This window comes from Salinivibrio sp. ML198, assembly GCF_001996015.1.
Classification (GTDB): domain Bacteria; phylum Pseudomonadota; class Gammaproteobacteria; order Enterobacterales; family Vibrionaceae; genus Salinivibrio; species Salinivibrio siamensis.
The window spans coordinates 1-26,195 of the sequence record NZ_MUEZ01000022.1 but is presented as its reverse complement, the minus strand read 5'-3'; the positions used below and the strand labels follow the sequence as shown (position 1 = coordinate 26,195).

General features: G+C 52.3%; 27 protein-coding genes, 2 tRNA genes and 1 riboswitch. Of the genes, 4 read left to right on the top strand and 25 right to left on the bottom strand.

Annotated features, from left to right (window positions below; translation table 11 throughout):
- Nucleotides 1-19 precede the first annotated feature (19 nt).
- From BZG25_RS14075 to BZG25_RS14060, 4 genes are all read right to left on the bottom strand, one after another.
- The gene (locus BZG25_RS14075; protein WP_052708052.1) at nt 20-373 is read right to left on the bottom strand and encodes an Hpt domain-containing protein; all 354 of its coding nucleotides are present in this window, start codon (nt 371-373) and stop codon (nt 20-22) included.
- A 314-nt stretch (nt 374-687) separates the two neighbouring features.
- Nucleotides 688-954 (bottom strand): hypothetical protein, encoded by a 267-nt coding sequence (locus tag BZG25_RS14070; RefSeq protein ID WP_077606784.1) that lies wholly within the window; start codon nt 952-954, stop codon nt 688-690.
- Nucleotides 955-1,734 carry a class I SAM-dependent methyltransferase gene (locus tag BZG25_RS14065; protein WP_077606785.1) on the bottom strand — a complete coding sequence of 260 codons (780 nt, stop codon included), beginning with the start codon at nt 1,732-1,734 and terminating at the stop codon, nt 955-957.
- A gap of 35 nt (nt 1,735-1,769) precedes the next feature.
- Nucleotides 1,770-4,958: an ABC transporter substrate binding protein gene (locus BZG25_RS14060; RefSeq protein WP_241828723.1), complete on the bottom strand. Its 3,189-nt coding sequence runs from the start codon at nt 4,956-4,958 to the stop codon at nt 1,770-1,772.
- 89 nt (nt 4,959-5,047) lie between these two features.
- On the opposite strand from BZG25_RS14060, the gene asnC reads away from it, so the two are divergent.
- Nucleotides 5,048-5,509, top strand: a complete 462-nt coding sequence (gene asnC, locus BZG25_RS14055; RefSeq protein WP_046074586.1) for a transcriptional regulator AsnC — start codon at nt 5,048-5,050, stop codon at nt 5,507-5,509.
- Between the two features lie 74 nt (nt 5,510-5,583).
- On the opposite strand, the gene hemB is transcribed toward asnC, so the two are convergent.
- The 9 genes from hemB to rmuC all read right to left on the bottom strand — a co-directional run bounded on the left by hemB (nt 5,584) and on the right by rmuC (nt 13,579).
- Nucleotides 5,584-6,636, bottom strand: a complete 1,053-nt coding sequence (gene hemB, locus BZG25_RS14050) for a porphobilinogen synthase (RefSeq protein WP_046074587.1) — start codon at nt 6,634-6,636, stop codon at nt 5,584-5,586.
- Between the two features lie 68 nt (nt 6,637-6,704).
- Entirely contained in the window at nt 6,705-7,487 is a 783-nt protein-coding gene (locus BZG25_RS14045) for a TatD family hydrolase (RefSeq protein WP_077639302.1), read from the bottom strand.
- Complete coding sequence (gene tatC / locus BZG25_RS14040; protein WP_046074589.1) at nt 7,484-8,236, bottom strand: twin-arginine translocase subunit TatC; 753 nt, start codon at nt 8,234-8,236, stop codon at nt 7,484-7,486. The genes BZG25_RS14045 and tatC overlap by 4 nt, the downstream gene beginning before the upstream one ends.
- A 38-nt stretch (nt 8,237-8,274) precedes the next feature.
- The gene (tatB, locus tag BZG25_RS14035; RefSeq protein WP_046074590.1) at nt 8,275-8,628 is read right to left on the bottom strand and encodes a Sec-independent protein translocase protein TatB; all 354 of its coding nucleotides are present in this window, start codon (nt 8,626-8,628) and stop codon (nt 8,275-8,277) included.
- 3 nt (nt 8,629-8,631) lie between these two features.
- Nucleotides 8,632-8,880 (bottom strand): Sec-independent protein translocase subunit TatA, encoded by a 249-nt coding sequence (gene tatA / locus BZG25_RS14030; RefSeq protein ID WP_069361810.1) that lies wholly within the window; start codon nt 8,878-8,880, stop codon nt 8,632-8,634.
- Between the two features lie 53 nt (nt 8,881-8,933).
- Nucleotides 8,934-10,580, bottom strand: a complete 1,647-nt coding sequence (ubiB, locus tag BZG25_RS14025) for a ubiquinone biosynthesis regulatory protein kinase UbiB (RefSeq protein WP_046074592.1) — start codon at nt 10,578-10,580, stop codon at nt 8,934-8,936.
- Nucleotides 10,577-11,191: an SCP2 domain-containing protein gene (locus BZG25_RS14020; RefSeq protein WP_077639301.1), complete on the bottom strand. Its 615-nt coding sequence runs from the start codon at nt 11,189-11,191 to the stop codon at nt 10,577-10,579. The genes ubiB and BZG25_RS14020 overlap by 4 nt, the downstream gene beginning before the upstream one ends.
- Before the next feature lie 9 nt (nt 11,192-11,200).
- The gene (gene ubiE, locus BZG25_RS14015) at nt 11,201-11,968 is read right to left on the bottom strand and encodes a bifunctional demethylmenaquinone methyltransferase/2-methoxy-6-polyprenyl-1,4-benzoquinol methylase UbiE (protein WP_046074594.1); all 768 of its coding nucleotides are present in this window, start codon (nt 11,966-11,968) and stop codon (nt 11,201-11,203) included.
- Between the two features lie 72 nt (nt 11,969-12,040).
- Nucleotides 12,041-13,579, bottom strand: a complete 1,539-nt coding sequence (gene rmuC, locus BZG25_RS14010) for a DNA recombination protein RmuC (RefSeq protein WP_077639300.1) — start codon at nt 13,577-13,579, stop codon at nt 12,041-12,043.
- Nucleotides 13,580-13,711: 132 nt separating this feature from the next.
- Between rmuC and BZG25_RS14005 the strand changes: the two genes are divergently transcribed.
- Entirely contained in the window at nt 13,712-14,617 is a 906-nt protein-coding gene (locus tag BZG25_RS14005; protein ID WP_077578163.1) for a DMT family transporter, read from the top strand.
- Nucleotides 14,618-14,675: 58 nt separating this feature from the next.
- On the opposite strand, the gene BZG25_RS14000 is transcribed toward BZG25_RS14005, so the two are convergent.
- Entirely contained in the window at nt 14,676-14,969 is a 294-nt protein-coding gene (locus BZG25_RS14000) for a hypothetical protein (protein WP_046074614.1), read from the bottom strand.
- A 207-nt stretch (nt 14,970-15,176) separates the two neighbouring features.
- Nucleotides 15,177-16,382 carry a multidrug effflux MFS transporter gene (locus tag BZG25_RS13995; protein WP_077578162.1) on the bottom strand — a complete coding sequence of 402 codons (1,206 nt, stop codon included), beginning with the start codon at nt 16,380-16,382 and terminating at the stop codon, nt 15,177-15,179.
- A gap of 98 nt (nt 16,383-16,480) precedes the next feature.
- On the opposite strand from BZG25_RS13995, the gene BZG25_RS13990 reads away from it, so the two are divergent.
- Nucleotides 16,481-17,461 carry a LysR family transcriptional regulator gene (locus BZG25_RS13990; protein ID WP_046074598.1) on the top strand — a complete coding sequence of 327 codons (981 nt, stop codon included), beginning with the start codon at nt 16,481-16,483 and terminating at the stop codon, nt 17,459-17,461.
- A gap of 63 nt (nt 17,462-17,524) precedes the next feature.
- On the top strand, nt 17,525-19,312 hold the full coding sequence (locus tag BZG25_RS13985; protein ID WP_077639299.1) for an aminopeptidase P family protein: 1,788 nt from the start codon (nt 17,525-17,527) through the stop codon (nt 19,310-19,312).
- 53 nt (nt 19,313-19,365) lie between these two features.
- On the opposite strand, the gene BZG25_RS13980 is transcribed toward BZG25_RS13985, so the two are convergent.
- The 10 genes from BZG25_RS13980 to BZG25_RS13935 form a co-directional block, all read right to left on the bottom strand.
- Nucleotides 19,366-19,596 carry a glutaredoxin family protein gene (locus BZG25_RS13980; protein WP_046074600.1) on the bottom strand — a complete coding sequence of 77 codons (231 nt, stop codon included), beginning with the start codon at nt 19,594-19,596 and terminating at the stop codon, nt 19,366-19,368.
- Between the two features lie 13 nt (nt 19,597-19,609).
- Nucleotides 19,610-20,761, bottom strand: a complete 1,152-nt coding sequence (thiH, locus tag BZG25_RS13975) for a 2-iminoacetate synthase ThiH (RefSeq protein ID WP_077578160.1) — start codon at nt 20,759-20,761, stop codon at nt 19,610-19,612.
- Nucleotides 20,761-21,534, bottom strand: a complete 774-nt coding sequence (locus tag BZG25_RS13970; RefSeq protein WP_077578159.1) for a thiazole synthase — start codon at nt 21,532-21,534, stop codon at nt 20,761-20,763. Before BZG25_RS13970 ends, thiH begins: the two co-directional genes overlap by 1 nt.
- A gap of 2 nt (nt 21,535-21,536) precedes the next feature.
- A complete protein-coding gene (gene thiS / locus BZG25_RS13965; RefSeq protein ID WP_046074603.1) occupies nt 21,537-21,734 on the bottom strand; it encodes a sulfur carrier protein ThiS in 198 nt (65 codons plus the stop codon).
- Entirely contained in the window at nt 21,718-22,485 is a 768-nt protein-coding gene (locus BZG25_RS13960) for a HesA/MoeB/ThiF family protein (RefSeq protein WP_077578158.1), read from the bottom strand. Before BZG25_RS13960 ends, thiS begins: the two co-directional genes overlap by 17 nt.
- Complete coding sequence (thiE, locus tag BZG25_RS13955; protein WP_077578157.1) at nt 22,469-23,137, bottom strand: thiamine phosphate synthase; 669 nt, start codon at nt 23,135-23,137, stop codon at nt 22,469-22,471. The genes BZG25_RS13960 and thiE overlap by 17 nt, the downstream gene beginning before the upstream one ends.
- A complete protein-coding gene (gene thiC / locus BZG25_RS13950) occupies nt 23,134-25,110 on the bottom strand; it encodes a phosphomethylpyrimidine synthase ThiC (RefSeq protein WP_077578156.1) in 1,977 nt (658 codons plus the stop codon). The genes thiE and thiC overlap by 4 nt, the downstream gene beginning before the upstream one ends.
- A gap of 93 nt (nt 25,111-25,203) precedes the next feature.
- A riboswitch (TPP riboswitch) is annotated at nt 25,204-25,303 on the bottom strand.
- 56 nt (nt 25,304-25,359) lie between these two features.
- Nucleotides 25,360-25,740 carry a fluoride efflux transporter CrcB gene (gene crcB / locus BZG25_RS13945; protein WP_158010013.1) on the bottom strand — a complete coding sequence of 127 codons (381 nt, stop codon included), beginning with the start codon at nt 25,738-25,740 and terminating at the stop codon, nt 25,360-25,362.
- A 146-nt stretch (nt 25,741-25,886) separates the two neighbouring features.
- Nucleotides 25,887-25,963: transfer RNA gene (locus BZG25_RS13940), tRNA-Trp, on the bottom strand.
- Between the two features lie 148 nt (nt 25,964-26,111).
- Nucleotides 26,112-26,188, bottom strand: a tRNA-Asp gene (locus BZG25_RS13935).
- Nucleotides 26,189-26,195: the final 7 nt, after the last annotated feature.

Sequence of the window (26,195 nt, the reverse complement as noted above, 5' to 3'; positions counted from 1 at the left end):
AGCATGATGAGACAGGCGACTAGTGAGTGAGCTGCGCACAAAATCGTGCTAAGCCTTCTTTAATGTCCGCTAACGCAGCAGCGGCTTGGTCGGCGGCCTCTTGCTTTGCCGCTTGCTCGAGTGTCAATGCTTGCTGATGCAGCTCGAGCGCCGCTAAATTGCCAGCGCTGCCTTTCATTTTGTGCGCTTCGCGCGCCAAGGCGGTGTAGTCGGCGTTAGCAAGCTGCTTTTCCATGCTTGGCAGTTGTTGCTCACTTTCTTCAACAAATATACTGCAAGCCTCATCAAGAAGCGCCGGGCTATCCATTAGCCGGCTTAAGGCTTCTTCTTTATCCCAAACCGATACATCGGCTTTTCCTTGATTGACACTCATGATGGACCCTTTGTACTGATAGACCTATGTGCCACGGGGGCTGTTTGATGGCTTTGTCGCCACCTTGTTTCTAATCGTTACTAAGCTTAACTGTCTACGTCTAGCACATTGAGAATGTCGCTAAACTCAGGCTCAATCATGCTCGCTTTTCCCCCAATTCATAACAAAGAAGTGAGTGCAGAACATGATGGATATGTTGCCTTGGCTAATCGTTTCTGGCCTGATTGTCTCAGTGATCACCGGACTACTGACCGTACTGATGGTAAAAGGCCTCGACTAAGCCCTTCAAGGCTCCTTAGTTCGCTATGGAGCCTTTATTTTTCCTTCCTTTTTTTGCCTTTCTTTTTTTCTTTGTTCGCTTTTTTGCCCTTTTTGTCTTTCTTGTCCGCTTTATTCTTGGCTTTTTGCGCTTTTTTATCCCCGTCACTGGCAAGAGGCACAGGGCGACAGAGATAACCTTTTTCACTGGCGACTCGCGCACACTTACTGCAAGCCGCTCGCGGTGGCGTGGTAATCGATGCGAGCGCACTTAAGTTGGCCTCAACCTCACCCCGTCGCCATTTGCACAAAGACTTAGCCATTTACGCCTCCGCACTTAACGCTGCGTTGATATACATGTCAAAGCGGTTCTTCTTGGTGGTAATACTAGAGTGTGGTGGCGTTGCCGCCAAGGGCTCAGCATAATCTGGACGCTTAACCACTACGCGGCTACGCGCGAGCTGGCACGCAGGCGCTAACAAGGCATCGGCGTCCGTGTCAGCGCCCACCAAAGCTTGGAACACACGCATTTCTTTTTTCACTAAGGCTGCTTTTTTCTTGTGGGGATACATAGGATCTAAATAGACCACATCAGGTCGTTGTAGCCCAGGGGTCTGCGCCATATCGGTAAGTGCTTGCTCACTACTGGCATGCAGCAGTGTCATGCGCGATTGCATCCATGTACCAATCTCACTGTCTTGATAGGCGCGCTGTAGCCCATCGTCGAGCAATGCGGCGACCACTGGATGCCGCTCAATCATTTGCACCTGACAACCTAAGGATGCTAATACGAACGCATCACGACCCAAGCCAGCCGTGGCATCCAACACCCGTGGCGTGACGCCTTTGTTGAGCCCCACCGCCTTCGCGATTGCCTGCCCTTTGCCGCCACCGAACTTACGCCGATGGCCGACCGCACCGCCAACAAAGTCGACATACACAGCGCCTAACTTAGGCTCATCCTGTTTGCGCAGCTCAAGGCGTGTCGTGGTCATGATCAACGCAAATGACGAATCAGGTGTGTGTGTAAGTGACCACTTGCTTTTTAGTCCCTCAAATTGCTCGGACTTGTCAGGGGCGTCGCAAATCAAACTGAGTTGCACATTGGCTCTCCGCGGCTGGTTATGCGCCGAGTATATCAGAGATGGATTTTTTCCTTTATCGTCTCTCGACGCGTCGACCAATTTTTTACCTGCTCGCCTAAGGGCGCGGGTACGCTAAAGTGATAGCCTTGGGCATAATCCACATCCAGCGCGCGTAGTTTGTTGAGAATACGGGCGTTCTCGACAAACTCCGCCACGGTTTGTTTCCCCATTTGTTTAGCCAACTCATTGATTGCTTTCACCATCGCATAATCGGTGTCATCGGTGGCGATATCGCGGATAAATTGGCCATCGATTTTAATGATGTCGACGGGCAAGCGCTTCAAGTAACCAAACGACGAAATGCCCGCGCCAAAGTCGTCCAAGGCAATCACACACCCCAAGGCTTTTAGCTGCGAGAAAAGCTCGATAGCACTGCTCATGTTGGTAATCGCCGCGGTTTCAGTGATCTCCAGACAGATGCACTCGCTAGGCACTTGGGTTTGCTTAATCGCGGTGATTAAGAAGGTGACAAAATCTTTTTGGGTGATTGACCGTCCCGACAGGTTAATCGAGATTTTACCCAGCTTGGCAATCTGATCCGGGTGAGCATCAAACCACGCCAGCGTTTTGGTCACCACCACAGTGTCGAGTTGATGTGCCATATTGTAGCGCTCGGCTGCTGGGATAAACATGCTGGGCGGCAACCAACCGCCTTGGGTATCGCGCATCCGCACCAACGCCTCGATGTAGAGCGTATCTTGTCTACCTGGTCGGATATCGACGATCTGCTGTGCATAGATATCAAAGCGGTCGTGAGCAATGGCATCATGGATGTGGCTGACATATGCCATTTCTTGCTCACGGCGTTGCAGCTCCTCATCATCCGGGTGATAAAGGTGTAAACGGTTACGCCCTTCGTCTTTGGCGGCATAGCAGGCGGTGTCCGCTTGCGCGTGTACCTGCTGCGGCGAGCCGGCGGTGCGATCCAGAAGGCGAATCCCCAACGAGCACGCTAAGCGCATGCGACTGCCGTGCCAGAAAAACTCACTGTCCGCCAAGGTTGCCAGGAGTTGGTGCCCCCAACTCAACGCGCTCTCGGCCGAGTGATGATAGACAATCACACCAAATTCATCCCCCCCGAGTCGCGACAAGACCGCACCTGTTGGCAGATGTTGCTGGATGATCTGGGCAACTTGTTTAAGTGCCTCGTCCCCCGCTTCATGTCCGGCGGTGTCATTAATCAGCTTAAACTGGTCCATATCGATGTAGTACATCGCGTGACACTGATCTTCTTCTCGCGCTTGTAACAGCGCGGCGGCGAGCTTTTGTTCAAAATAACTACGATTATACAGCCCCGTTAAATAGTCGTGATGGGCTTGATAAGTCAGCTGGTTTTCCATTTCTCGATGCGCGGTGATGTCTTCGCCCACCACCAGCAGCTGCGTCTGATTATGCATCGCGCGCACGGTTTCCCGAACCCACAAGGTATGACCATTGCCGGCACGATAAGGTATCTCACGCCGCCACACCTGCTCTTGGTTGTTGTGATCCCGTTTAATCATTCGATGGGGAGGCACTTGATGATCCGCATATAAGGAGGTGATCTTGTGCCCTAATAACGCGGCTTTATCATAACCAAACAAATCAGCGGCATACTGATTGAGCGATTGAATACGTGCTTGGTAATCAATGGTTAATAGAATGACAGGCTGCTGTTCATACAACATGCGGTATTCAATTTCGCTGCGCTGTAGCTTCTCTTCGGTTTGTTTGCGCTGGGTAATATCACGAGCTTCTAACAGCACGCGACGTTGACCGTTTTCGCTGGGAAACCCTTTGACCGCCACGTCCAAAATCACCTCACGATGCGCTTCACTGAGGCAAAGCTCAAACCGGCGAGGCTGGGAGAAATCGGTAAGCTTGAGGTGCTCCTCGAGGCGGGCGGGATTGCGCCAAATCGGCCAAAACCACAAAGGTCGTCCACGATACGGGTGACTCACGCTGATTAATTGATTAAAGCTGGCATTGCCTGACACCAAGATCCCGTTCTCATCCAACAGTGCAATAAACTGGTTACTTTGATCAAAAATACCTTTAAGCATTGCTCGGTGACGCTTTAACGCTGACTCACTGCGACGTAACTGGCGAATATTGGCACCGAGCATGGCTATCACGCTTCCCAATACCAACACCGCCAATGCCACGGCTTGAAACGCAACTTGGTGCTTTTGCCAAAGCGGCTGAGGCTTGTTAATCACCTCAGCGTCTTCGATGGCGCTCACATCCACATCCCAATCTTTCAGTGCGGGGTAATCGAATAACGTCAGATTAGTACTGTCTCGTTCAGGGGGGAGGTTGCCCGCCAGTACATCCAACAGCAGCTGACCTTGGTGCTGACCTTGAGTTCTGCCATCGATCACAATGCCACCGATCACGCCCTGACCCAGCATAAAGCTCATCGCACCATAAATCGGTACAGGCGAATCTTGGGTAAGAGTATGAATACCACTGAGTCTATCGAGAAAGGTGCCGTTCGCATCGCGAAAATAGGACAAGTAATACACCGCCTCGCCCGGCTGCATCGCTTGAATACGGTCACGTAAACCTTGGAATGGCAGGTTGGACAGCCTCACAATCTCGAGGCCTGACTGACCCGCCTTTCTCAGTTGCGCCTTCACCACATTCCAATACTGACGACTGGAGAACGTCTCATCGAGCAGTACATACACCCGCTTTAAATCTGGATGCAAGCGCTTCATTAGCGCCAAGTTGCGCGGTAGGTCTATTTCTTCTTTCACCCCCGTGACTTTGGGCAGTAAGGGGTAATGTTGACGACCAAAGTTATTGAGCCCCGCATAGACGACCGGTGTATCGCCCACGTACTCATGCAATTCATGGATCAGCCATAATGCGGCATTATCCGTGGTCAGAATGGCATCAAAATCATGGTTGGTCAGTTTATGGATATAAACATCTTTGAGCTGTTCGCGATAGGCATCCGATTGGTAGCGTTTACTTTCTAGGTAGGAATGCTGGAAAGCGATCTCTTCGCCTTGCGTGGCCGTTTCCAACCCTTCAACCAACGCCTGGTTCCAAAAGAAACCAGGATGATAGGAGTGCACTACCAGCACATCTTTTTGTGCGGCATTGACGCTACTGGCGATGAGCAGTAGTAAGCCACCGAAAACGTATTTGATCCCCACATCCCCTTCCTGTTGGTTTGTTGGTATCTTGCTAAACAACGCGATACCCTACATTAGGCGTTAACGAAGTGGCTAAGCAACCGCGTTAACGAAAAATCTGGCCATGCTATAACTAAAAGACTAAAACAATGAACGAGTTGCCAAAATTGGATGACCTAGATCGTCGTATTCTCTCTACGCTGTTGGATGACGCGCGCGTCCCCTACGCAGAAATGGCAAAGCGCTTTCATGTCAGTCCCGCCACCGTTCACGTGCGGGTTGAGAAAATGAAAGCCGCGGGCATCATCGAAGGCACGGAAATATTGGTCAACACCAAAAAACTCGGCTACGACGTGTGCTGCTTTATCGGCATCAATCTTAAAGCGGCGCGAGATTATCACTCGGCACTAGAAAAACTCAATCAGCTCGACGAGGTGGTAGAAGCCTACTACACCACGGGGGCCTATAATATTTTCGTTAAGCTCATGTGCCGCTCTATCGAAGAGCTACAGTTTGTGTTGATTGACAAGCTTCAAGCCATCGACGAAGTACAATCCACAGAAACACTGATCTCACTACAGAACCCCATTAACCGCAATGTGATCCCTTGAGTTTTGTGGGGTCATCCAGGGCAGGCTAAAAAAACGCCCTTGCTCGTGGCAAGGGCGCTTTCATAAAAGGCGAGTTAACCGACCGTCTCTTCCGGTCTGGGAGGCAAGGTGGCACCCGCGTCTTCCGCTAACCACTCGGCCACTTGCTTAGCAAAGTAGGTGAGGATCCCATCGGCCCCCGCACGCTTAAAGCACAATAATGACTCCATCACTGTCTCGCGCTCTTTTAGCCAGCCATTATCAATGGCCGCCTTGTGCATCGCATACTCGCCCGATACCTGGTAGGCAAACGTCGGCACTTTAAGCTCATTTTTTACCCGGCGTACCACATCCAAATACGGCATCCCGGGTTTAACCATCACGGTATCAGCCCCTTCAGCAATATCCATCGCCACTTCGTGCAAGGCTTCATCGCTGTTGGCCGGATCCATTTGATAGTTGGCTTTGTTACCCCCTTTCAGGTTCGCCGCCGAGCCTAATGCATCGCGAAACGGGCCGTAGTAATTGGACGCATACTTGGCAGAATACGCCATGATCTGGGTATTGATATGACCATTGGCTTCCAATGCCTCACGGATACGACCAATCCGTCCATCCATCATGTCAGAAGGCGCGACAATATCGACGCCCGCTTCGGCATGAGATAGGGCTTGTTTGATCAGTACCTCGGTGGTGGGCTCGTTCATCACATAGCCGTCTTCATCAATGATCCCGTCTTGGCCGTGCACGGTGTAAGGGTCTAGTGCCACATCGGTGATCACGCCCATTTGCGGCACATGCTCTTTGAGTAAGCGCACCGCGCGTGGCACTAACCCTTCGGGGTTAAATGCCTCCGAGGCACAACTGGTTTTAAACTCTTTCGGGATCACAGGAAAGAGTGCAATGGCAGGGACACCCAGCTTGGCAAGGTAATCGGCTTCATGGAGCAATAGATCAATCGAGAGTCGCTCGATGCCGGGCATGGATGCCACTGGCTCACGACGATTCTTACCCATGAGCACGAAGATTGGGTAAATCAAATCGCTTGCGGACAATGAATGTTCCGCCACCATACGGCGGCTAAAGTCAGTTTTGCGTGTACGACGCAGGCGTCGAGCAGGAAAGGCGCCTTGAATGGATACGGTCACTGTATCCTCCTTTAAGTTGCAGACCTGGGCTTTGGGGCAGCGAACTGCCTCGTGTAGTGTTCACCCAGTCACTGAATAGAAAAGCAGCGCTGAGTGTTTTTTATTGTGCAATCAATAATATGTTCGACAGGCTGTTGACGTAATCGTGCCACTGTTTGGGCGATATGGGGCAAGTATTTCGGCTCATTACGACTGCGTTTAGGTCGCGGCCGTATATCGCGAGGCTGTAAATACGGCGCATCGGTTTCTATCATCAACCTGTCATCGGGCAACCAGCTTACCTGTTGCTGAAGCTGCTGTCCGCGGCGCTCGTCGCATAGCCATCCCGTTACCCCTATATATAAACCGGCATCGAGGCAATCGCGCAGCGCGCGGTCATCGCCAGTAAAACAATGCAGCACCGCCGCGGGCAGTTTGTCGAGCCATGGACGCAAAATGGCGAACCAGCGATCGTGGGCATCACGACAGTGCATAAACACCGGCATTGAAAGCTCAGCCGCTAGCGCAAGCTGCGCCTCAAAGACCGCTTCTTGTTGTGGCCGCGGCGAAAAGTCCCGATTAAAATCAAGCCCACACTCACCGATTGCGACCACCTCGGGACGCTGCGCTAATTGCTGAATCGCGCTTAAATCTGTCGCCTCGACCGATTTGGCATCATGCGGGTGAACACCCGCCGTGGCATAGGCAAAACCAGGATAAGAGCTCGCAAGCGCGGCGGCTGCTTGGCTCTCATCGATACTGGTGCCGGTCAGAATCATGCCCGTGACGCCCGCCTGTTTGGCATCAGCCACCACGGTCTCTCTGTCTTGATCAAACCGTGTGCTTGTCAGGTTAACACCAATATCGATCATTCACTGGCCTCCTCGGATTCTGATTTCTCACGTGGGACATAAAAGCGCGATAGCACCACGCCCAGCTCGAACAGCAAGCACATGGGAATGGCCAGCAAGGTTTGTGAAATCATATCCGGTGGCGTCAGCATCATCCCCACCACAAACGCAGCCACTACCACATAGGGCCGCTTGCGGGTTAAGCTTTGTGCCGTGGTCGCCCCTGTCCAAACCAGCAGTATAATCGCGATAGGGATCTCAAAGGCAATGCCAAAGGCGAGAAAGAGCGCCAAGATAAAGTCGAGATAACTGGCAATATCCGTTGCCACTTGCACCCCTTCTGGCGCAATAGACGTGAAAAAGCCAAACACCAATGGCAGCACCACCCAGTACGCAAATGCCACGCCCGCGTAGAACAGCAACGAACTCGACACCAAAAGCGGCATCACTAACCGCTGTTCATGCTTATACAGGCCGGGAGCAACGAACGCCCAGATTTGATATAGCACCACAGGGATGGCGACGAAGACGGATATGACCAAAGTCAGCTTAATTGGCGTAAAGAAGGGAGACGCGACATCCGTAGCGATCATGCTCGCCCCTTCGGGCAGTTTGTCGATCAGCGGTTGGGCTATCAGGCTGTAAATATCATTGGCAAAATACACCAAGCAGGCAAAGACCACTAAGATGGCGATAATTGCGCGAAGCAGGCGGTTACGAAGCTCCATCAAGTGGCTGATAAGGGGCTGAGTATCGTTCACAGAAGACATAGTGGTTTGTTCACCGAAAACATAAAGCGTCTGACTCGTTATCGCTTATCCGTTGATGGCGCATCGTCGCCTTCATCGGGGTGATGAGAAGAAGGCGATGCTGCATAAGGGCGTTGTACATCCGCCGCGCGTTGACGTAGGGTGTCGACCGACTCTTGTAGCTCAGGTGACAAATCTTTCATCCCCGCTTGTTCGGCCTTGTGTAAATTGTCTTGGAGCTCTTTTAGCTTGAGCTCTTGTTCAAGCTCATCACGGACAGATCCTGCCATCCGTTTCGCCGCCCCCACCCAGCGCGACACATTGCGTATCGCAACCGGTAATCGCTCCGGGCCAAGCACCACGAGGCCAATAATGGCAATCAGCACTAACTCCCAGAAACCTATATCAAACACGGCTTACACCTGCTCTTTATCTTTGCGTGCTTGCTCTTTTTTCGACGCGTCGCTATCGCTGCTATCCAACGACTGCTGCTGAAAATCCGCATCTTTGTCAGTGGTCTTTGCGTCGTCATCGTTCATCGCTTTTTTAAAGCCTTTGACCGCCGAGCCAAGATCGCCCCCCATGTTACGTAGCTTCTTGGTACCAAATAACAACACCACAATCACCGCAATGATCAGCAACTGCCAAATACTAATTCCACCCATACCGGTTCCCTTTCTTCCGTTTGGTTAACTTGATGTGCGCAGCAGTGTAACTGCTATTTATTACAGGTTTTATTACAAAGTCGCCAGCCCCACAACCAAAAGATAACCGCACCTGCAGCGGCGACACTCGGTAAGGTCTCGACTCGGTTGGCAAACAAAATGGTCGCCGTCAGCAGTAACGTCGCACCAATCCCGAGCATATAAGTGGCGCGCGAGTGACGCTGTTTGGTCTGCAAGTAACCGTGATAATAGGCTTCTAAACGCTGATTGACCTGACGACCTTGCCGTAAGCCGTCGTACACCAGTTCTGGGATCTCGGGGAGTTTTTCCGCCCAAAACGGTGCCTTTTCACGCACCGCCGCCCAGACAGCTTGCGGCCCCACTTGCTGTTTCATCCACGACTCTAAAAATGGCTTCGCCGTGGTCCACAAATCTAACTGCGGATAGAGCTGACGCCCAAGCCCTTCAATATAGAGCAAGGTTTTTTGCAACAACACCAGCTGTGGCTGCACTTCCATATTAAACCGGCGCGCGGTGTTAAAGAGGTTTAATAAAACATTACCGAACGAGATTTCGCACAATGGCTTTTCGAAAATGGGCTCACACACGGTGCGAATGGCAAACTCAAAATCATCCACGTTGGTGTCGTGCGGCACCCAGCCAGAGTCAACATGCAGCTCCGCCACTTTACGGTAATCGCGGTTAAAAAAGGCGATAAAGTTTTCTGCCAAATAGCGTTTATCGTCGCGATTAAGGGTGCCGACAATCCCGCAATCAAGCCCAATCCACTGCGGATCATGCGGGTGCTCGTAGGAGACAAAGACATTGCCTGGGTGCATATCCGCATGGAAAAAGCTGTCTCGGAATACTTGGGTAAAAAAGACCTCAACCCCACGCTCGGCCAGCAATTTCATGTCAGTACCATTGGCTTCTAGCGCCTCGATATCCGACACTTGAATGCCATAGATTCGCTCAGACACCATCACGTCTTTGCGGCAGTAGTCACTGAACACTTCGGGCACATACAGCGCCGGGTCGTTTTCAAAATTGCGGCGCAGCTGAATGGTATTGGCCGCTTCACGCATCAAATCCAGCTCATCGAGCAAGGTTTTTTCGTACTCGCGGATCACTTCGACCGGTTTTAAGCGACGCGCATCAGGCAGAAAACGCGCCACCAGCCGTGCCACACGATACATCAAGCGCAAGTCAGCTTGGATCACTGGCAAAATATCGGGGCGGATCACCTTCAGCACCACTTCACGCCCATTCGATTTGAGCGTAGCGGTGTGCACTTGCGCGATCGACGCAGAGGCGAGTGGATGGGGATCAAAGTCGCTAAACCAGGTTTCTAACGGGCCGCCTAACGAGGCTTCGATTTGCGCTTTGGCTTTGTGGCCATCAAAGGGTGCGACTTTATCTTGTAGTTGCGCCAACTCGTTGGCGATATCCGCGGGAAACAGATCACGACGCGTCGACATCATTTGCCCAAGCTTCACCCATACTGGGCCCAAGCTTTGCAGCGCCAAACGCAGTCGCTCCCCCACCGGCTTATCTGGGTGCTGATTCTTCAGCCAAAACAATGATTGGCGGCCAAGATGCGCCAGCCGTGTTAAGGGTTGTTTGGGGAGTAAAGCATCCACACCATAAAGCAGTAAGGTACGGATGATAAAATACAAGCGACGAATTTCATTGAGTGTCATGCAGACTCCACCCGTTCTACCAACTGCTTAAACCTGGCTTCCAACCGCGCGACATCGCTGCGCAGCTCGTCCACTTGGTCACTGTATGACGCCACTTCTAATGGCCCAGGCGCTAAGCGCCATTCTTCCGTAATCACCTCTCCTGCATAGCGCTGTTGCCGTTGAGCCAATTGCTGCAATTGCTGCCAGCGCTGCTGCGCCTGACTCACCACCGTATGCGCAATCACATCGCCGGTGTAAGATGCCAGCCACTCTGCCACGTCTAGTTCGATACCACTGAGCAACTGAGAAAACTGCTGGGCGACATCGATATCCCCCTCCAACGTGAGTTTATCCGCTTTGATTAAGGCGGTTAAGTTTGCTTTTTGCTGTAGCTGTGGCAGTGCTGACAGTGACAACGATAGCGCCGCGTCGCATTCACCTTCGTAATGGCTAAGTACATCAATACGTTGGCCGAAGACAAAAATCAGTTGGCGATCAAGCTCTTGTAGAGTGACTCCGATACAACGCCCTTTTAGCCGAGCAAGGCGACGCTGGCTGTCGGCGTCTTTAGCAATCACAGCATTGAGCGCTGTTTCCAGGGCCGCGCACAACAGTGAATCAAGTGCCATGTTGGCTCCTTAGAATTTATATCCACGGTGCAGCGCCACGATCCCACCTGTCAGGTTGTAGTAGCTGGTTTGTTCAAAACCGGCTTGCTCCATCATTCCTTTTAAGGTTTCTTGATCAGGGTGCATGCGAATCGATTCGGCCAAATAGCGGTAGCTGTCTGGATCGTTAACAATCAGTTGCCCCATTTTGGGCAATACATGGAAAGAGTAGGCGTCGTAGACTTTTGACAACGGCTCGGCAACGGGTTTGGAGAATTCCAACACCAATAAACGCCCACCAGGTTTAAGCACACGGAACATCGAACGCAAGGCCGCATCTTTATCCGTCACGTTACGCAGCCCGAAGGCGATGGTAATGCAATCAAAGTGGTCATCAGGGAATGGCAGCGCTTCTGCATTGGCTTGTACGTAGCTCACATTGCCGACAATGCCTTTATCACGCAGTTTATCGCGGCCCACTTTGAGCATTGAGTTATTAATGTCGGCGAGTACGACTTCACCACGCTCGCCGACAAGACGCGAGAATTTTGCGGTGAGATCGCCCGTACCACCGGCTAAATCGAGCACTTTTTGCCCAGGGCGGACACCACTGCAGTCAATGGTAAAGCGTTTCCAGATACGGTGAATGCCCATCGACATCACATCGTTCATCAGATCATATTTTGCAGCCACCGAATGAAACACATTGGCCACGAGGCTTTCTTTTTCTTGGCGTTTCACTTGTTGGTAGCCAAAATCGATCGTCTCTTGATCCTGGTGCGCGTTTTTATCTGTCATTTTATTCCCCTAACGTATTGGCCCCAGTTTACTTTATCGCCCATCCCGACTCCAAGCGTACGACCAAGTTTATTATGATTCTTGCGGATTTGTGTCCCGCTCTGCCTGTGTAAGATTAAGAGGCTCATCAGGCGCAGGGTCGGTGGCAACACTGGCCAGCGACGGGCTGATGTCCCGTTTCACCTCCACGCCCAGCGCTTTAAACCCCTCTGCTTGGCGAATAATATTACCGCGGCCTTGGCTAAGTTTGTTCATCGCCCCTTGATAACTGTCACTGGCTTTACCCAACGCATTACCCAACGCTTCCATATCACTGACAAACAGCCGCACCTTGTCGTAGAGCTTGCTCGCTTTTTCGGCAATCTGTTTGGCATTTTGGTTTTGGTATTCATAACGCCATAAGTTATTGATGGTGCGTAGTGCCACCAGCAAAGTGGTGGGACTGACCAACATAATATTATTATCCATCGCCTCGCGGATCAGGCTGGCATCGGCTTCCACGGCCACTTGGAAAGCTGGCTCCACCGGAATGAACATCAACACATAATCCAGTGAACGCACACCATGAAGCTGATGATAGTCTTTGCGTCCCAAGCCACGAATATGCTGGCGAATGGCTTGGACATGCTCTTTTAATGCGGCATCTTGCTCAACCAAAGTGTCTGCGTTGTAGTAGCGTTCATACGCGACCAGCGCCATTTTGGCATCTATCACCACGTCTTTATCTTGGGGTAATTTCACCACCACATCGGGCTGGTAGCGCTTGCCTTGCTCGTTTTCAAAGCTCACCTGGGTTTGATACTCACGCCCTTCACGCAAGCCGGACTCTTCCAAAATACGCGCCAACACCACTTCGCCCCAGTTGCCCTGTTGCTTGTTATCACCTTTAAGCGCTTGAGTTAGGTTATGCGCTTCCCGCGTCATGTCCGCATTCAGTTGCTGGAGGTTTTTGATTTCATGGATCAGGGTGTGACGCTCTTTGGCTTGTTCACCAAAGCTGTCAGTGACTTGCTTTTTAAACCCTTCCAACTGCGACTTAAGTGGTCCAAGTAAGCTCTCTAAGCTCATCTTGTTTTGCTCATCAACGGAATGGACCTTTTGCTCAAATACCTGGTTGGCCAGCTGCTCAAATTGGGTACGCAGCCTTTCCTCCGCATTTTCTAATAAGGCGTGCTTTTCTTTCGCGGCATTGAGTTGTTGCTCCGCGCTGGCTTTGACCTCGCGCAGCTCAGCGAGCAGCTCAGACTTTTCCTCTCGCACCGCATCAAGTTTGTGGGTCAACGTTTGATTGTCTTGGCGCAATTGTTCCAATTGACGCAACTTCTCACTCGCGGAGGTTAATTTGCCGTAATACTGGCGCAGCTCTTGTGTCAGACGATCGCGCTCTACATCTAAGCTGTCTAACTCTTGTTGTTGCTGCTCCAGTTGCTGATGAAGCTGTTGTTGCTGTATATCAGCCGTTGACTGCTGTTGAGCATATTGGGTATCAAACCAATGTTGATACTGAGCGACCACGCGTCGATGCAGCCAATAACTCAACCCGGCGGCACTGATCACGCCAAAACAGAATGTGAGAATAGCTAACGTCGGTAATGACAGGCCAGAAAGCATAATGGGTTCTCTATTGTGCGGTCATCAATGTCAGCAAGGCTAATGGGATACTGGATAGATGTCCAGTCTATCTCGGTGCGTACGAATACCGTAGACTGCCTAGCTTAAAAGGCAGATTTGCAGGGAGGCAGTATGCACAATGAACGTAAAGCACTGATATTTGGATTATCTGCAGTGCTATTGTGGTCAACGGTCGCGACCGCATTCAAAATTACCTTAAGCTACATGACCCCGATTCAAATGCTGGCCGCTGCCAGCGTGGTCTCTGTACTGGTATTGACCGCTATTGCCGCGGTGCAAGGCAAGCTATCGGCACTTTGGCCCACTTTTCGTCGTCGACCTGGCTATTATTGCCTACTGGGGATGATTAACCCTTTGATTTATTATTTGGTTCTTTTCAAAGCCTATGATCTTCTTCCTGCCTCTTTGGCCCAACCATTAAATTACAGCTGGGCCATTACGTTGACCTTAATGGCAGCAGTATTTCTCGGCCAAACCATTCGTCGCCAAGATTGGATTGCGGCGGCGTTAGGCTATTTTGGTGTGGTAGTGATCGCTACAAAGGGCCAGCTTTTATCGCTTCAGTTCGATAGCCCGCTTGGCATTGGGCTCGCGTTGCTCTCCACGCTATTGTGGGCAGGGTTTTGGGTACTAAACACTAAAAACCCTGCCGACCCTGTGCTCGGCATTCTGTTGAGCTTTACGCTGTCATTACCTGCATCTTTATTATTGGCGGGGATAACAGCATCTTGGAGCGGTATCCCATGGCAAGGCTGGCTAGCGGTGAGCTATGTGGGGCTTTTTGAAATGGGGATAACATTTATGCTGTGGCTGAGCGCGATGAAATATACCCAGAATGCCTCTCGGATCAGCAATCTGATATTTATCTCGCCATTTATTTCCTTGATGCTATTGGCCACCATTATTGGTGAGACAATCCATATCAGCACCCTAATCGGTCTTAGCTTTATTGTCGTGGGTCTGCTGATTCAGCAACGCAAACCCAAAAAAAGCAAACAGCCAGCGGCGAGTACCTAACGCTTCTGGCGCCACACGCCGCTCTGTCATCTTTATCCTTGTGAGTGATGGGCGGCGATCAGCCCATCTTGCGTTGGATTATATACTCATAAAGCTCGTCAGCAGATAAACCGTCTTGCGCCAAGCCTTGGGTTATTTCTTCAATACGCTCAGAACGGCGCTCTTCAATTACCTGATTAAATTGATAAACCAGTTCGTGTAAATATTTCAGTGGCACCTGATGAGCGGCGCTACGTACACGCTCTTCACTTTGGCTGCCTAATTCTGCCAGCAATTTGCCAAACATGATTTTCTCGGGCGATTCCTCAAGTTGCTCAAGGACGCGCGCCATTTCGATTGTCGATAATGACATAGTGTGTAACTGACCTTTGGATATAAAACGAAAAGGAATGAGCATTAATTCGGTTTGCTTAGTAAATATACTCTTAACTTGGGGCTTTTAGCAAAATAAAAAAACGCTGGCCGAAGCCAGCGAAAAGGGATGATGGGTTGTCGAGACCCCAGCGTTTTGCACGTCTTATTATATTTTGCCAACTGAGCGGTTGTTTTTACTGATTATTTAATCTCTTACCGCTTTCGCATGCCATTGCTTACCTTTCGGCGACCACAAAATCAGTAGCCCAGGCAGCAATAGCCACATATGCACTGTCATCAGATCACTGGCCGATAATCCCAAGCGCTGGGTTAAGCTGACTAAAAGGCCAGCGCCACTCATTTGGAACAGTCCCAACAAGGCTGCCGCCGTGCCCGCCCGGTCAGAAAATGGCGCCAATGCCGCACCCGCTGATGCGCCCAGCACCCAGGCAAAGCCGAATGACGAGGTGAAAATCGGCAACATAAAGGCCCAAGGGGCAGCAATAGGGCTGAGTGCCAGCATTAATCCACCAGAGCCCACCAGCATCATCAAGCCAATATTGAGCGCGCGGCGGCTGCCAAATTGTTGCATATAGCGTGGCGCCAACATCGCTGCGGCAATGTTTAATGCCGCGTTGGCGCCAAACCAAAAGGTGAAGCTATTCATGGAAATACCGTACCTGTCCATCAGCAATACAGGCGCAGAGGTGACATACGCTAAGATCACCGCCATCGCCAGCATGCAAAGAATGATGTGGTAGGTAAATGTTGGCACGCGTAGTACTTGCCAATACCGACGTAAGCTGAATAAGCGCCCAGCGTTATCTGTGTGTGTCGGGCGCGTCTCAGGCAAAAACACGCTAACCAAGACCAAACCCAATGCCGCATAACCCAGCATAAAGCTAAAATTAGCCCGCCAATCAAACATTTGTGTCAGCCAGCTTCCTAACAGTGGCGCCAAGGCGGGCACAAAGCAAATCGCGCCATTTAAGTAGCTAATCATGTGGCCGCTGCGCTCAGCACCGAATCGGTCACGCACCGCTGCAAATGCACACACGGAAGTCGCACACGCGCCAAAACCTTGTAGCAAACGCGCCACCAGCATCATATCCATCGAGGTCGCGAGCCACGCCATCAATGAGCTAAGGCCGTATAGCGAAATACCAATTATCGCGACAGGCTTACGACCAAAGCGGTCAGCCAATGGCCCCGCAAACAGCTGGCCCAAACCCAAACTAAACATAAACCAAGTGACGGTATCTTGCGCCAACGTTGGGCTCACATTAAAGTCACCGGCCATATACGGTAATGCAGGCAGGTAAATATCAATCGCCATCGGACTAAACAGCACCAGTAGCACCATTAAGGCGACCAGCAAACGATTCGATGTCGGTGAATCAGTGTGTGTCATTGGTTACTCCTCTATACAGGCACGCAGTATAGTGGTTTCACGATATGAACCATAATGGTTTATAGTAAAAGCAGATATTCCAAAGGAGAATACCAGCAATGGATTTGGATCAGCTGCAGCGCACCGACCTCAATTTATTGGTGTGCCTACATGTATTGTTGGAAGAGTGCAATGTCACGGGCACGGCGAAACGCCTCCATTTAAGCCAATCGGCGGTAAGTAAAAATTTGGCCCGACTAAGAGCGCAATTTAACGACCCACTTTTTACGCGAGCGGCCCACGGGCTCAAACCCACGGTTCGGGCGCAAGCCTTACAAGCGAAACTACGCGCTTTACTCAATGATGTTGCGGCGATGACCGAGCCGGATCACTTTCAGCCGCACTTAAGCGATCGCTGTTTTCGCTTTGCCCTCGTCGAGAGCGCCTATCCATTGCTACTGCCACAGTTTATTGGCGATATGCTAGAAGCGGCCCCAGCTATCACCCTTAATACCGCTGCTTGGGATCAAACCACCTTTGATGGGCTTGCGCGAGGCAATATCGACTTTGGCATCACCGGCAAGGACTTAAATCCCGCCGATGCCATGTTGACCATGATGCCGCCTAAGGGCGTGCGCTACCAAGAGCTTTGCCAAGATCACCAGTGTGTGTTGATGCGTGCCGATCACCCTGCACTCAAGGGACCATGGGATGAAGCGCGTTACCTTGGACTGCGACATGTACAGGTTAAGTGTGATGGGAATGACCGCTGGCTGTTGGACTATAAACTGGCAGAGCGTAATATTGAGCGTGACATAGCCATGTACGTGCCAGATTTCAACAGTGCGGCGAGCCTGTGTACCTATACCGACCTGGTGTTTACCTCACCAAGCCAGTTTGCGCATTATATTGCCGCATCGCTCAATTTGGTGGTACGGCCGTTACCGACGCCAATACCGCCGATGGCGTACACCTTGTTTTGGCATCAAAATCAAGAAAATGACCCAGGGCACCAATGGCTGAAAGCCTTGATTATTTCGCGCTGTCAGCAATTTAGCCCAGCAAAATTGCAGCCTATTGCCAATCGCGCTAGGGTCTAACCCACCGGCTTTTCACGCGTGGCCGAACATGGCGAGTTCACCCTATACAAAGAAGGAAGAATAATGGACGCGACCCTTACTAAGCGTATTGAGCAGCTAAGACACTGGCTGGCTCAACACGACTATGACGCCCTACTCATCCCCCATGAAGACGAATACCTCGGTGAGTATGTGCCTGAGCATAACGAGCGCCTGCATTGGGCAACCGGCTTTACCGGCTCCGCAGGGGCCGCGGTGATCACCCGTGACAAGGCAGCGATTTTTGTTGATGGCCGCTATGTGGTTCAAGTCCGTAAACAAGTCCCCGCTGGCCTGTTTGACTACTGCCATCTGATTGATGAGCCACCGGTGCAATGGGCCCAACAACAATTGCCCAAGGGTGCTAAGCTGGCTATCGACGCTCGCATGCATAGCGCCGCTTGGTACAAACGCACTCAACGCACGCTGGATGGGGCTTTGACTCTGGTGAGTGTTGAGCAAAATCCGATTGAAAGCCTGTGGGATGATCGCCCTGCCCCGCTTAATAGCCCGGCCATTTTACTGGGTGAAGAGAAAACCGGCCGCGCCAGCTTGGATAAACGTCAAACCATTGGACAGCAGTTAGCCGATCAGAATCTTGATGCCGCGGTACTCACTCAACCCGATGCCGTCTGTTGGCTGCTCAATATCCGTGGTCGCGACATCCCACGTTTGCCGGTGGTGCTAACCCAAGCGATTATCAAGCAATCCGGTGACGTCACCGTGTTTATCGACCCTGACCGTCTCCCCGAAGGCTTTGATGCACACGTGGGCCAAGGCGTGAGCGTCGCGCACCCAGACAGTCTGGTTGATTCCCTGCAAGCGCTGAGCGGTCAACGTGTATTGGTCGACCCAAACGGTGCCAATGCCTGGACACTGGACACCCTCCAACAAGCGCAAGTCACCGTGGTGGAAGCGCAAGACCCGTGTGCGCTTGAAAAAGCGGCCAAGAACCCGCAAGAAATCGCCGGTATGCAAGCCTGCCACGTGCGCGATGGTGTTGCCGTGACTCGCTTTTTGGCCTGGTTTGACCGTCAAGTCGACGCCGGTGAACGCCCTGATGAAGCCGTGCTCGCAGACACCCTGTATCAATTCCGCCAACAAGACGATCAACTGGTCGACTTAAGCTTTGATACCATTTCCGCCGCCGGTGGCAATGCGGCCATGTGTCACTATAACCACAACAATCAGCCCAAACCGAGCGTGATTGAGAGCAACAACGTCTACTTAGTCGACTCAGGCGGCCAATACTATGACGGCACCACCGACATTACCCGTACGGTGCCGGTGGGCGAGTGCAGCGCTGAGATCAAAAAGGCCTTCACGCTGGTGCTTAAAGGGCATATTGCGTTGGCTACCGCGCTGTTCCCGAAAGGGACGTCAGGCAGCCAGCTTGATGCCTTGGCACGCCAGTATTTGTGGCAACACGGCTATGATTTTGACCATGGCACCGGTCACGGTGTGGGACATTTCTTGGACGTGCACGAAGGTCCACAGCGCATTTCCAAAGCGCCCAATAGCGTCGCGCTATTGCCGGGTATGGTGGTGTCAAACGAGCCGGGCTACTATCGCGCCGAGGCGTTTGGGATCCGGATTGAAAACCTCGAGTTGATTGAAGAAAAGCCCACCGAGGGCGACATGACGATGCTCGGGTTTGCCTCACTCACGCGTGCGCCGATCGATCGTCGTTTGGTCGATGTGAGCTTGCTCAGCGAGGCGGAAATTCAGTGGTGGAATCGCTATCATCAAACCGTGTGGGATGAAGTCAGCCCGCACCTCGATGATCAAGACCAAGCTTGGTTAAAACAAGCGACAGCGCCGCTAAGCCGTTAAGTCGCGTCTTCACCGAGTGTGAAAAACAAAAAGCGTCCGATTGGACGCTTTTTTTATTCCCCTTTCAGGGCTTTCTCGACCGCTTTAGGCGAAAAGCCGCGCAAGGTGGTATCGCCAATGCAAATCACCGGGACACCCCGCGACCCTGTTGCCGCCAGCAGCTTCTTGCCTTTGGGCGTGGCCGTATCGACGACACGATAACGCAGCCCCTTTTTATCCAAGTAAGCTTTGGCCGCCTCACAGTGAGGACAGCGCGGGCCCATATATAAAGTAATACGTTTCATACCCGCATTGTCGCTAACCCGCTGCCGTTTGTGAAGCCATTTGCGCCTGACGCGCGATATCGTAGATGTTATCCCAATCTTTCCATACCACCTCAAAACCGAGCGCACGAACGCTGGCGGCTACCTCTGCCGCGCTGCGCTCATCACTGATAGCAAACTGCTCCAATTGTGGCTCCGGGTTCGCGTAGCCGCCCGGTTGGGTTTTTGACGCCGCGGATAAGCTCGTGACCCCAAGCGGTAACACATTGTCGCGAAAGTGGGGTGACTCGCGTGTCGATAGCGACAGCTCCACCTGCGGATTCCACAACCGATAGGCGCAAATCAGCTGAACCAGTTGCTTGTCGGTCATCACCGATTTCGGCTGCAGCGCGCCCGCGCAAGGACGTAAGCGTGGAAAGGACAACGAATAGCGGCTTTGCCAGTATTGCTTTTCCAAATAATCCAGATGCTGGGCGGTAAAAAAGCTGTCGGTACGCCAGTCCTCAAGGCCAATCAAGGCGCCCAAGCCGATCTTATCGACCCCTGCTTGTGCCAACCTATCTGGGGTTTGCAACCGATAGTGAAAGTCGGTTTTATTCCCGCGCTTGTGGTGTTCCCCATAGGTTGGAGCGTGGTAGGTTTCTTGATACACCATTACCGCATCCACCCCCTGTGCCACCAAGGCGCGATACGCCTCGGTATCCAGCGGCTGCACCTCCATCGCCACATGATGAAAGTATTGCTTCACCACCGGTAAGGCGCGGAGAAAATACTCGAGCCCTACCTTGGTTTCATGCTCACCGGTCACCAAGAGCACACTGTCAAAGCCCATTTTTTTGATCGCTTCACACTCGGCGGCGATTTCGGCTTCATCCAGCGTGCGCCGTTTGATTCGGTTTTCCATCGAAAAACCGCAATAGGTACACACGTTGGCGCACAAATTGGAGAGATACAGCGGAATATAAAACCCCATGGTGTAGCCAAACCGCTGCCGCGTCAGCGCCGCAGATTGCTGAGCCATGGCCTCGAGATACCCTTCAGCGGCAGGACTGATAAGGGCGGCAAAGTCGTCCAAATTACGCGATGACTTGGCCAGCGCCCGCTCGACATCTTGGCGCGTTTTGCTGTAAATCGAAAGCCGATGATGATCCCAATCGAGTGCTGCCCACCGCTCAGAAAAACTCATCACGCCTCCTTAGCGTCAAGAAACGCGGTTAAAGGGCTAGAAGCGTGGGCGTGATTGTGTGTGCCCGCCAGTCCAGCGCGATACGCGCAGCGTCCTGCTTCAACCGCTTGTTTGAACGCCGCGCCCATGGCAATCGGATCGCCGGCGGTGGCAATCGCGGTGTTCACCAAGACGGCATCGGCGCCCCGCTCCATCGCTAACGCCGCATCTGACGGTGCACCAATGCCGGCATCAATGATCACCGGCACGCGAGCTTGCTCGATAATGATGTCGAGAAACGCCATTGAGGCCAGCCCTTGGTTGGAGCCAATCGGTGACCCAAGGGGCATCACCGCCGCGCAGCCCACCTCTTCCAAGCGCTTACACAGCACAGGATCAGCATGACAATATGGCAGCACCACAAACCCCTCATCCACAAGGGTTTTCGCCGCTTGAAGGGTTTCAATCGGGTCAGGCATCAAATATTTGGGGTCGGGGTGAATCTCCAACTTCACCCAGTGCGTTCCCAATGCTTCTCGGGCAAGACGCGCGGCAAAGACCGCTTCTTGCGCATTCTTCGCTCCCGAGGTATTGGGCAGCAGGTGCACACCTAGCTCGCGCAGCGGGGTTAAAATATCATCTTGTATGGCATGGACATCGACTCGCTTTAGCGCCATGGTGACCAGTTCAGTACCACTGGCCGCCAGTGACTCGGCCATGGTCTTGCGACTAGCAAACTTGCCGGTGCCGGTTAACAGCCGAGATGAAAACGTCGTATCCGCAATGGTTAACATGATTATCCTCCGGCAATCGCTTGAAAGACCGCCAAGCTATCGCCAGCGGTGAGTGACGTGGATGACCAAGCATCACGCGCAATAATGGTCTGATTTAGCGCCACTGCGACTGATTCGGCCGGCACCTTCATCTCCTCAATCAATTGCGCGACAGTTGTGGCATTGACCTCTGTCGGCGTGTCATTAATGGTTAACTGCATCGCTTACCTCCCGCTTTGGCTGACAAACCGCACAATGCGGATCCACGGGCAGCGAAAAGTGCTGCCATGTCATGGTTTGTCCATCCAGTCGTGACAAGCGATTGGTCCTGACCGCCTGCCCTAATAACAGCTTTATTGCTTCCAGCGCTTGCGCGGTGGCCATCATGCCGACCACAGGTCCCATTACCCCAGCTTCAGCGCAGCGTGTGGGTTCAGAAAGCGTCACGTCTGCGAAGGCGCACGCATAACATGCGCTATGCGGTTGATAAACCAATAACTGGCCTTGCCAACCGATCGCCGCCGCGCTCACCAAGGGTGTACCAGCCTCTACACAGGCTTGATTGACTGCATGGCGAGTGGCGAGATTATCACTGCAATCGAGAACCACATCCGCCATCGCTACTTCAAGCGCCAGACGCTCACCTTCTAGATAGGCATTGATGGCTCGGCACTGGCAATGTGGATTCAGCGCGACCAAGTTAGCGGCTAGCGACGCGGCTTTATCGGTGCCGATTTGCGCCTCCTGATACGCCACCTGACGCGCCAAGTTAGATAGCTCAATGTGGTCCGAGTCAGCAATCGCTAACTGACCCACGCCAGCGCCTGCAAGATAGAGGCCCGCGGTGGTTCCAAGCCCACCGGCACCGACCATCAACACGCGCGCATTGCTAAGTGCCTGCTGCCCGCTCTCTCCGACTTCTGGCAGCATGATTTGCCGGCTATAACGCAGGTATTCACTGTCCGATAACATCGCGCTCTCCTTGCTGTCTGGATGGATTAAGACAGCGATTAAATGCGTCAATGCGCGCCGCTAAATCAGGCGCTTGCGTCACGGCACGGACCACCGCAATGGCGTCCACGCCGGTGCGCCAAACGTCAGGGGCTCGGTTGAGATCAATACCGCCAATCGCCACCGTCGGGAAGCGGCCATCCACAGTCGCCACCTGCTGCGCTAACGCAGAAATGCCTTGTGGCGGCTCGGCGAGCTGTTTGGTGGTAGTGGGAAAAATATGGCCGATGGCGAGATAACTGGGCGAGAGCGCAATCGCTGCAGCAAGTTGTTCGGGACTGCGTGTCGATACGCCAAGGCGCACGCCTTGCCGCGCAAGTCGGTCAAGATCCGCCTCTTGTAAGTCTTGCTGGCCCAGATGAACGCCATAGGCGCCAGCTTCAAGCGCAAGCTGCCAGTGATCGTTGATAAACACCTGCGCATGGTGCGTGCGGCCCAAAGCCACCGCGCGCTGTACCCAGTCTGCCAATTGTGGATGGGCTGGCTGCTTCACACGCAGTTGTACGGTTTTCACCCCCAAGCAAAGTAAGCGTTCAAGTAAATCCACGTCGTCTACCACCGGATATAATGGGCCTATGCCTTCCGACATAGGCGCAAACGGGGTCAGGCTCATGATTCCACCTTATCGCTGTCGCTTATCTCAGCGCCTTGTTGTGACGAATGATGGGATTTTTGCAGGTAGAGTTCACTGCCCTTTTCTCGAAACTCTTGCGATTTTTGCTGCATGCCTGCTAACGGGTCTTCCAGCATGGTGACATCAATCGCTTCGCCCGCAGCGGCATAGCCATTTTCTTTGGCGTAATCGCGGACTTCTTGGCTGATTTTCATAGAGCAGAATTTTGGCCCACACATGGAGCAAAAATGCGCGACCTTGCCCGACTCTTGAGGCAGGGTTTCATCGTGATAAGCACGCGCCGTCACCGGATCTAAAGCAAGGTTAAACTGATCTTCCCAGCGAAATTCAAAGCGCGCTTTGGAAATGGCGTTATCCCGCACCTGCGCGCCCGGATGTCCTTTGGCTAAGTCGGCGGCGTGTGCGCACAACTTGTAGGTGATAAGCCCAGTTTTAACATCCTCTTTATTGGGCAGACCCAGATGCTCTTTAGGCGTGACATAGCAAAGCATCGCACACCCAAACCAACCAATCATCGCCGCACCAATCCCAGAGGTGATGTGGTCGTAACCCGGCGCGATATCGGTAGTCAGCGGGCCTAAGGTATAGAAAGGCGCTTCGTGGCAATGGGTGAGCTGCTCGTCCATGTTCTCTTTGATCATGTGCATGGGCACATGGCCAGGGCCTTCAATCATCACCTGCACATCGTATTCCCATGCCACCTTGGTTAGCTCGCCTAGGGTACGTAGCTCACTGAACTGGGCTTCGTCGTTCGCGTCAGCTACCGAGCCCGGGCGTAATCCATCGCCTAACGACAGCGATACATCATACGCGGCACAAATTTCGCAGATTTCGCGAAAATGGGTATAGAGGAAGCTTTCTTGATGATGCGCCAAGCACCATTTGGCGATAATCGAACCGCCACGCGAGACAATCCCAGTCACGCGATTGGCAGTCATGGGCACATAGTGCAAACGCACCCCGGCGTGAATGGTAAAGTAGTCGACCCCTTGCTCGGCTTGCTCTATCAAGGTATCGCGCATCACTTCCCAAGTCAGGTCTTCGGCAATGCCATTCACTCTCTCAAGCGCCTGATACATAGGCACAGTGCCAATCGGGACTGGGCTATTACGTAAAATCCACTCGCGAGTTTCGTGGATATTGCGTCCGGTCGATAAATCCATCACCGTATCCGCGCCCCAACGGGTCGCCCACACCAACTTTTCGGTTTCTTCCTCAATGGAGGAGCTCACCGCCGAGTTACCAATATTGGCATTCACTTTCACGAGAAAGTTACGCCCAATAATCATCGGCTCCGCTTCTGGGTGGTTAATGTTGGCCGGAATAATCGCACGCCCTTCAGCAACTTCTTGGCGCACAAATTCGGGAGTGATGTTTGAGGGTAAATGAGCGCCAAAGCTTTCTCCTGGGTGCTGGCGATTTAGCTGCTCTTCACGATACTGCTGGCGCCCCATGTTTTCCCGGATAGCGATAAATTCCATCTCTGGGGTGATAATGCCTTGGCGTGCGTAGTGAAGTTGGGTCACACATTGGTTAGGTTTCGCCCGACGGATAGGCGGTAAGGCACTAAAGCGAAGATCATCTAAGGTTTCATCACTGAGGCGGGTCTGCGCATAGTCTGAGCTCACTGCACCAAGAAACTCTGTATCGGCACGCTCATCAATCCAGGCTTTGCGCAGTGGCGCTAAGCCTTGGTAAATATCGATAGCACTCTGTGGGTCAGTATAAGGCCCTGATGTGTCATAAACCCGAATGGATTCATTGGCTTCATACTGCGGATTGTCTTTACTGCCACCCACAAAGGTCGGAAACAAATGGATCTCTCGCATCCCTACGCGAATATCGGGTCGCGATCCCTCGACATAGACTTTTTCCGAGTTGGGGTAGGTTTGCGCAGAGAGAGAATCGATAAAAGATTTGGCCTCAAGACGGGCCTGTTTACGGGTCGACATAGCATTACTCCGGTGTTCATTATGGGAATTAATGCTTGCCGGAAAACGCTGAATTGAGATGTGAGCAAACTGGCAGACGCGTACGGCCTGTGATCTGATGCATCTCTTGTTCCCTTCGCTGGTCCTAACCAGATCAGGTTCAACGGATCCCACTTGATGTGGTCTCAGCCAATTGGCACTCCGACAAGTTCAACGCCAGTATAAGAAATCACCGCCGCAACAACAAGCGACGTAACACGATGTTTTCACTTAACCGGTAATGCGTCCTAGCAGCCAAGCCCCCATCGCGGCCGCTCCCAAGCATAACGCAAGGTTGAGACCCACGTTTAACAAGGCTTTCACCGTCTCACCATGTTGGAACAGCATCAAGGTATCTACTGAAAAGGTCGAGAAGGTAGTAAATGCGCCCAAAAAACCAATCGCAACCAGTTGGCGCCAAGGCACCGGAGCAATCACCTCTTGACTCATCGCCGCTAAAAAGACGCCCATCGCTAATGACCCGAGTACATTTACTATTAAGGTACCGTATGGGAATGCACGACCAAGCACCGCAACGCTCCACTCTGATACGAGAAAACGCGAGGATGCCCCTAATGCGCCACCAAGCCCTACCCACAATATGCTTACCACAGGGTTGCTCCTTTCGATTGGTAAAAAGTCATCATACCGCGACATGTGAACAAGAAACAGGAGGAAGAAAAAGGCTAGAGAGGTGTGGTTGCTACCACAGAGAGTAGATACAAAAAAAGCACCGACAATGTCGATGCTTTGGTATTTGGCAGGGGTAGAGGGATTCGAACCCCCAACACGCGGATTTGGAATCCGCTGCTCTGCCAATTGGAGCTATACCCCTGTAGATAGGTGCCTATTGTAGCGATCCCGCGACAAATTACCACCACCAATTACTCTTCAGACGTTTGATCGCTTATTTATAAAGCAAATCTTTCCCAGAAGCTCAATAACAAAAAAACCCTACTAAATTTAGCAGGGTTTCTAAGTAGTGGCGGAGTGGACGGGACTCGAACCCGCGACCCCCGGCGTGACAGGCCGGTATTCTAACCAACTGAACTACCACTCCGCACCAA

Bases quoted from the DNA above. Each gene is read 5' to 3' on its own strand.
- rmuC (WP_077639300.1), bottom strand. From the start codon at position 13,579: ATGCTTTCTGGCCTGTCATTACCGACGTTAGCTATTCTCACATTCTGT.
- thiH (WP_077578160.1), bottom strand. From the start codon at position 20,761: ATGAGTTTTTCTGAGCGGTGGGCAGCACTCGATTGGGATCATCATCGG.
- BZG25_RS14075 (WP_052708052.1), bottom strand. From the start codon at position 373: ATGAGTGTCAATCAAGGAAAAGCCGATGTATCGGTTTGGGATAAAGAA.
- BZG25_RS14005 (WP_077578163.1), top strand. From the start codon at position 13,712: ATGCACAATGAACGTAAAGCACTGATATTTGGATTATCTGCAGTGCTA.
- thiE (WP_077578157.1), bottom strand. From the start codon at position 23,137: ATGAGCCTGACCCCGTTTGCGCCTATGTCGGAAGGCATAGGCCCATTA.
- asnC (WP_046074586.1), top strand. From the start codon at position 5,048: ATGAACGAGTTGCCAAAATTGGATGACCTAGATCGTCGTATTCTCTCT.
- BZG25_RS14020 (WP_077639301.1), bottom strand. From the start codon at position 11,191: ATGGCACTTGATTCACTGTTGTGCGCGGCCCTGGAAACAGCGCTCAAT.
- BZG25_RS14070 (WP_077606784.1), bottom strand. From the start codon at position 954: ATGGCTAAGTCTTTGTGCAAATGGCGACGGGGTGAGGTTGAGGCCAAC.
- ubiE (WP_046074594.1), bottom strand. From the start codon at position 11,968: ATGACAGATAAAAACGCGCACCAGGATCAAGAGACGATCGATTTTGGC.
- ubiB (WP_046074592.1), bottom strand. From the start codon at position 10,580: ATGACACTCAATGAAATTCGTCGCTTGTATTTTATCATCCGTACCTTA.
- tatC (WP_046074589.1), bottom strand. From the start codon at position 8,236: ATGTCTTCTGTGAACGATACTCAGCCCCTTATCAGCCACTTGATGGAG.
- BZG25_RS13990 (WP_046074598.1), top strand. From the start codon at position 16,481: ATGGATTTGGATCAGCTGCAGCGCACCGACCTCAATTTATTGGTGTGC.
- BZG25_RS14000 (WP_046074614.1), bottom strand. From the start codon at position 14,969: ATGTCATTATCGACAATCGAAATGGCGCGCGTCCTTGAGCAACTTGAG.
- thiC (WP_077578156.1), bottom strand. From the start codon at position 25,110: ATGTCGACCCGTAAACAGGCCCGTCTTGAGGCCAAATCTTTTATCGAT.
- BZG25_RS13970 (WP_077578159.1), bottom strand. From the start codon at position 21,534: ATGTTAACCATTGCGGATACGACGTTTTCATCTCGGCTGTTAACCGGC.
- BZG25_RS13995 (WP_077578162.1), bottom strand. From the start codon at position 16,382: ATGACACACACTGATTCACCGACATCGAATCGTTTGCTGGTCGCCTTA.
- BZG25_RS13985 (WP_077639299.1), top strand. From the start codon at position 17,525: ATGGACGCGACCCTTACTAAGCGTATTGAGCAGCTAAGACACTGGCTG.
- BZG25_RS13960 (WP_077578158.1), bottom strand. From the start codon at position 22,485: ATGTTATCGGACAGTGAATACCTGCGTTATAGCCGGCAAATCATGCTG.
- BZG25_RS13980 (WP_046074600.1), bottom strand. From the start codon at position 19,596: ATGAAACGTATTACTTTATATATGGGCCCGCGCTGTCCTCACTGTGAG.
- tatA (WP_069361810.1), bottom strand. From the start codon at position 8,880: ATGGGTGGAATTAGTATTTGGCAGTTGCTGATCATTGCGGTGATTGTG.
- thiS (WP_046074603.1), bottom strand. From the start codon at position 21,734: ATGCAGTTAACCATTAATGACACGCCGACAGAGGTCAATGCCACAACT.
- BZG25_RS14045 (WP_077639302.1), bottom strand. From the start codon at position 7,487: ATGATCGATATTGGTGTTAACCTGACAAGCACACGGTTTGATCAAGAC.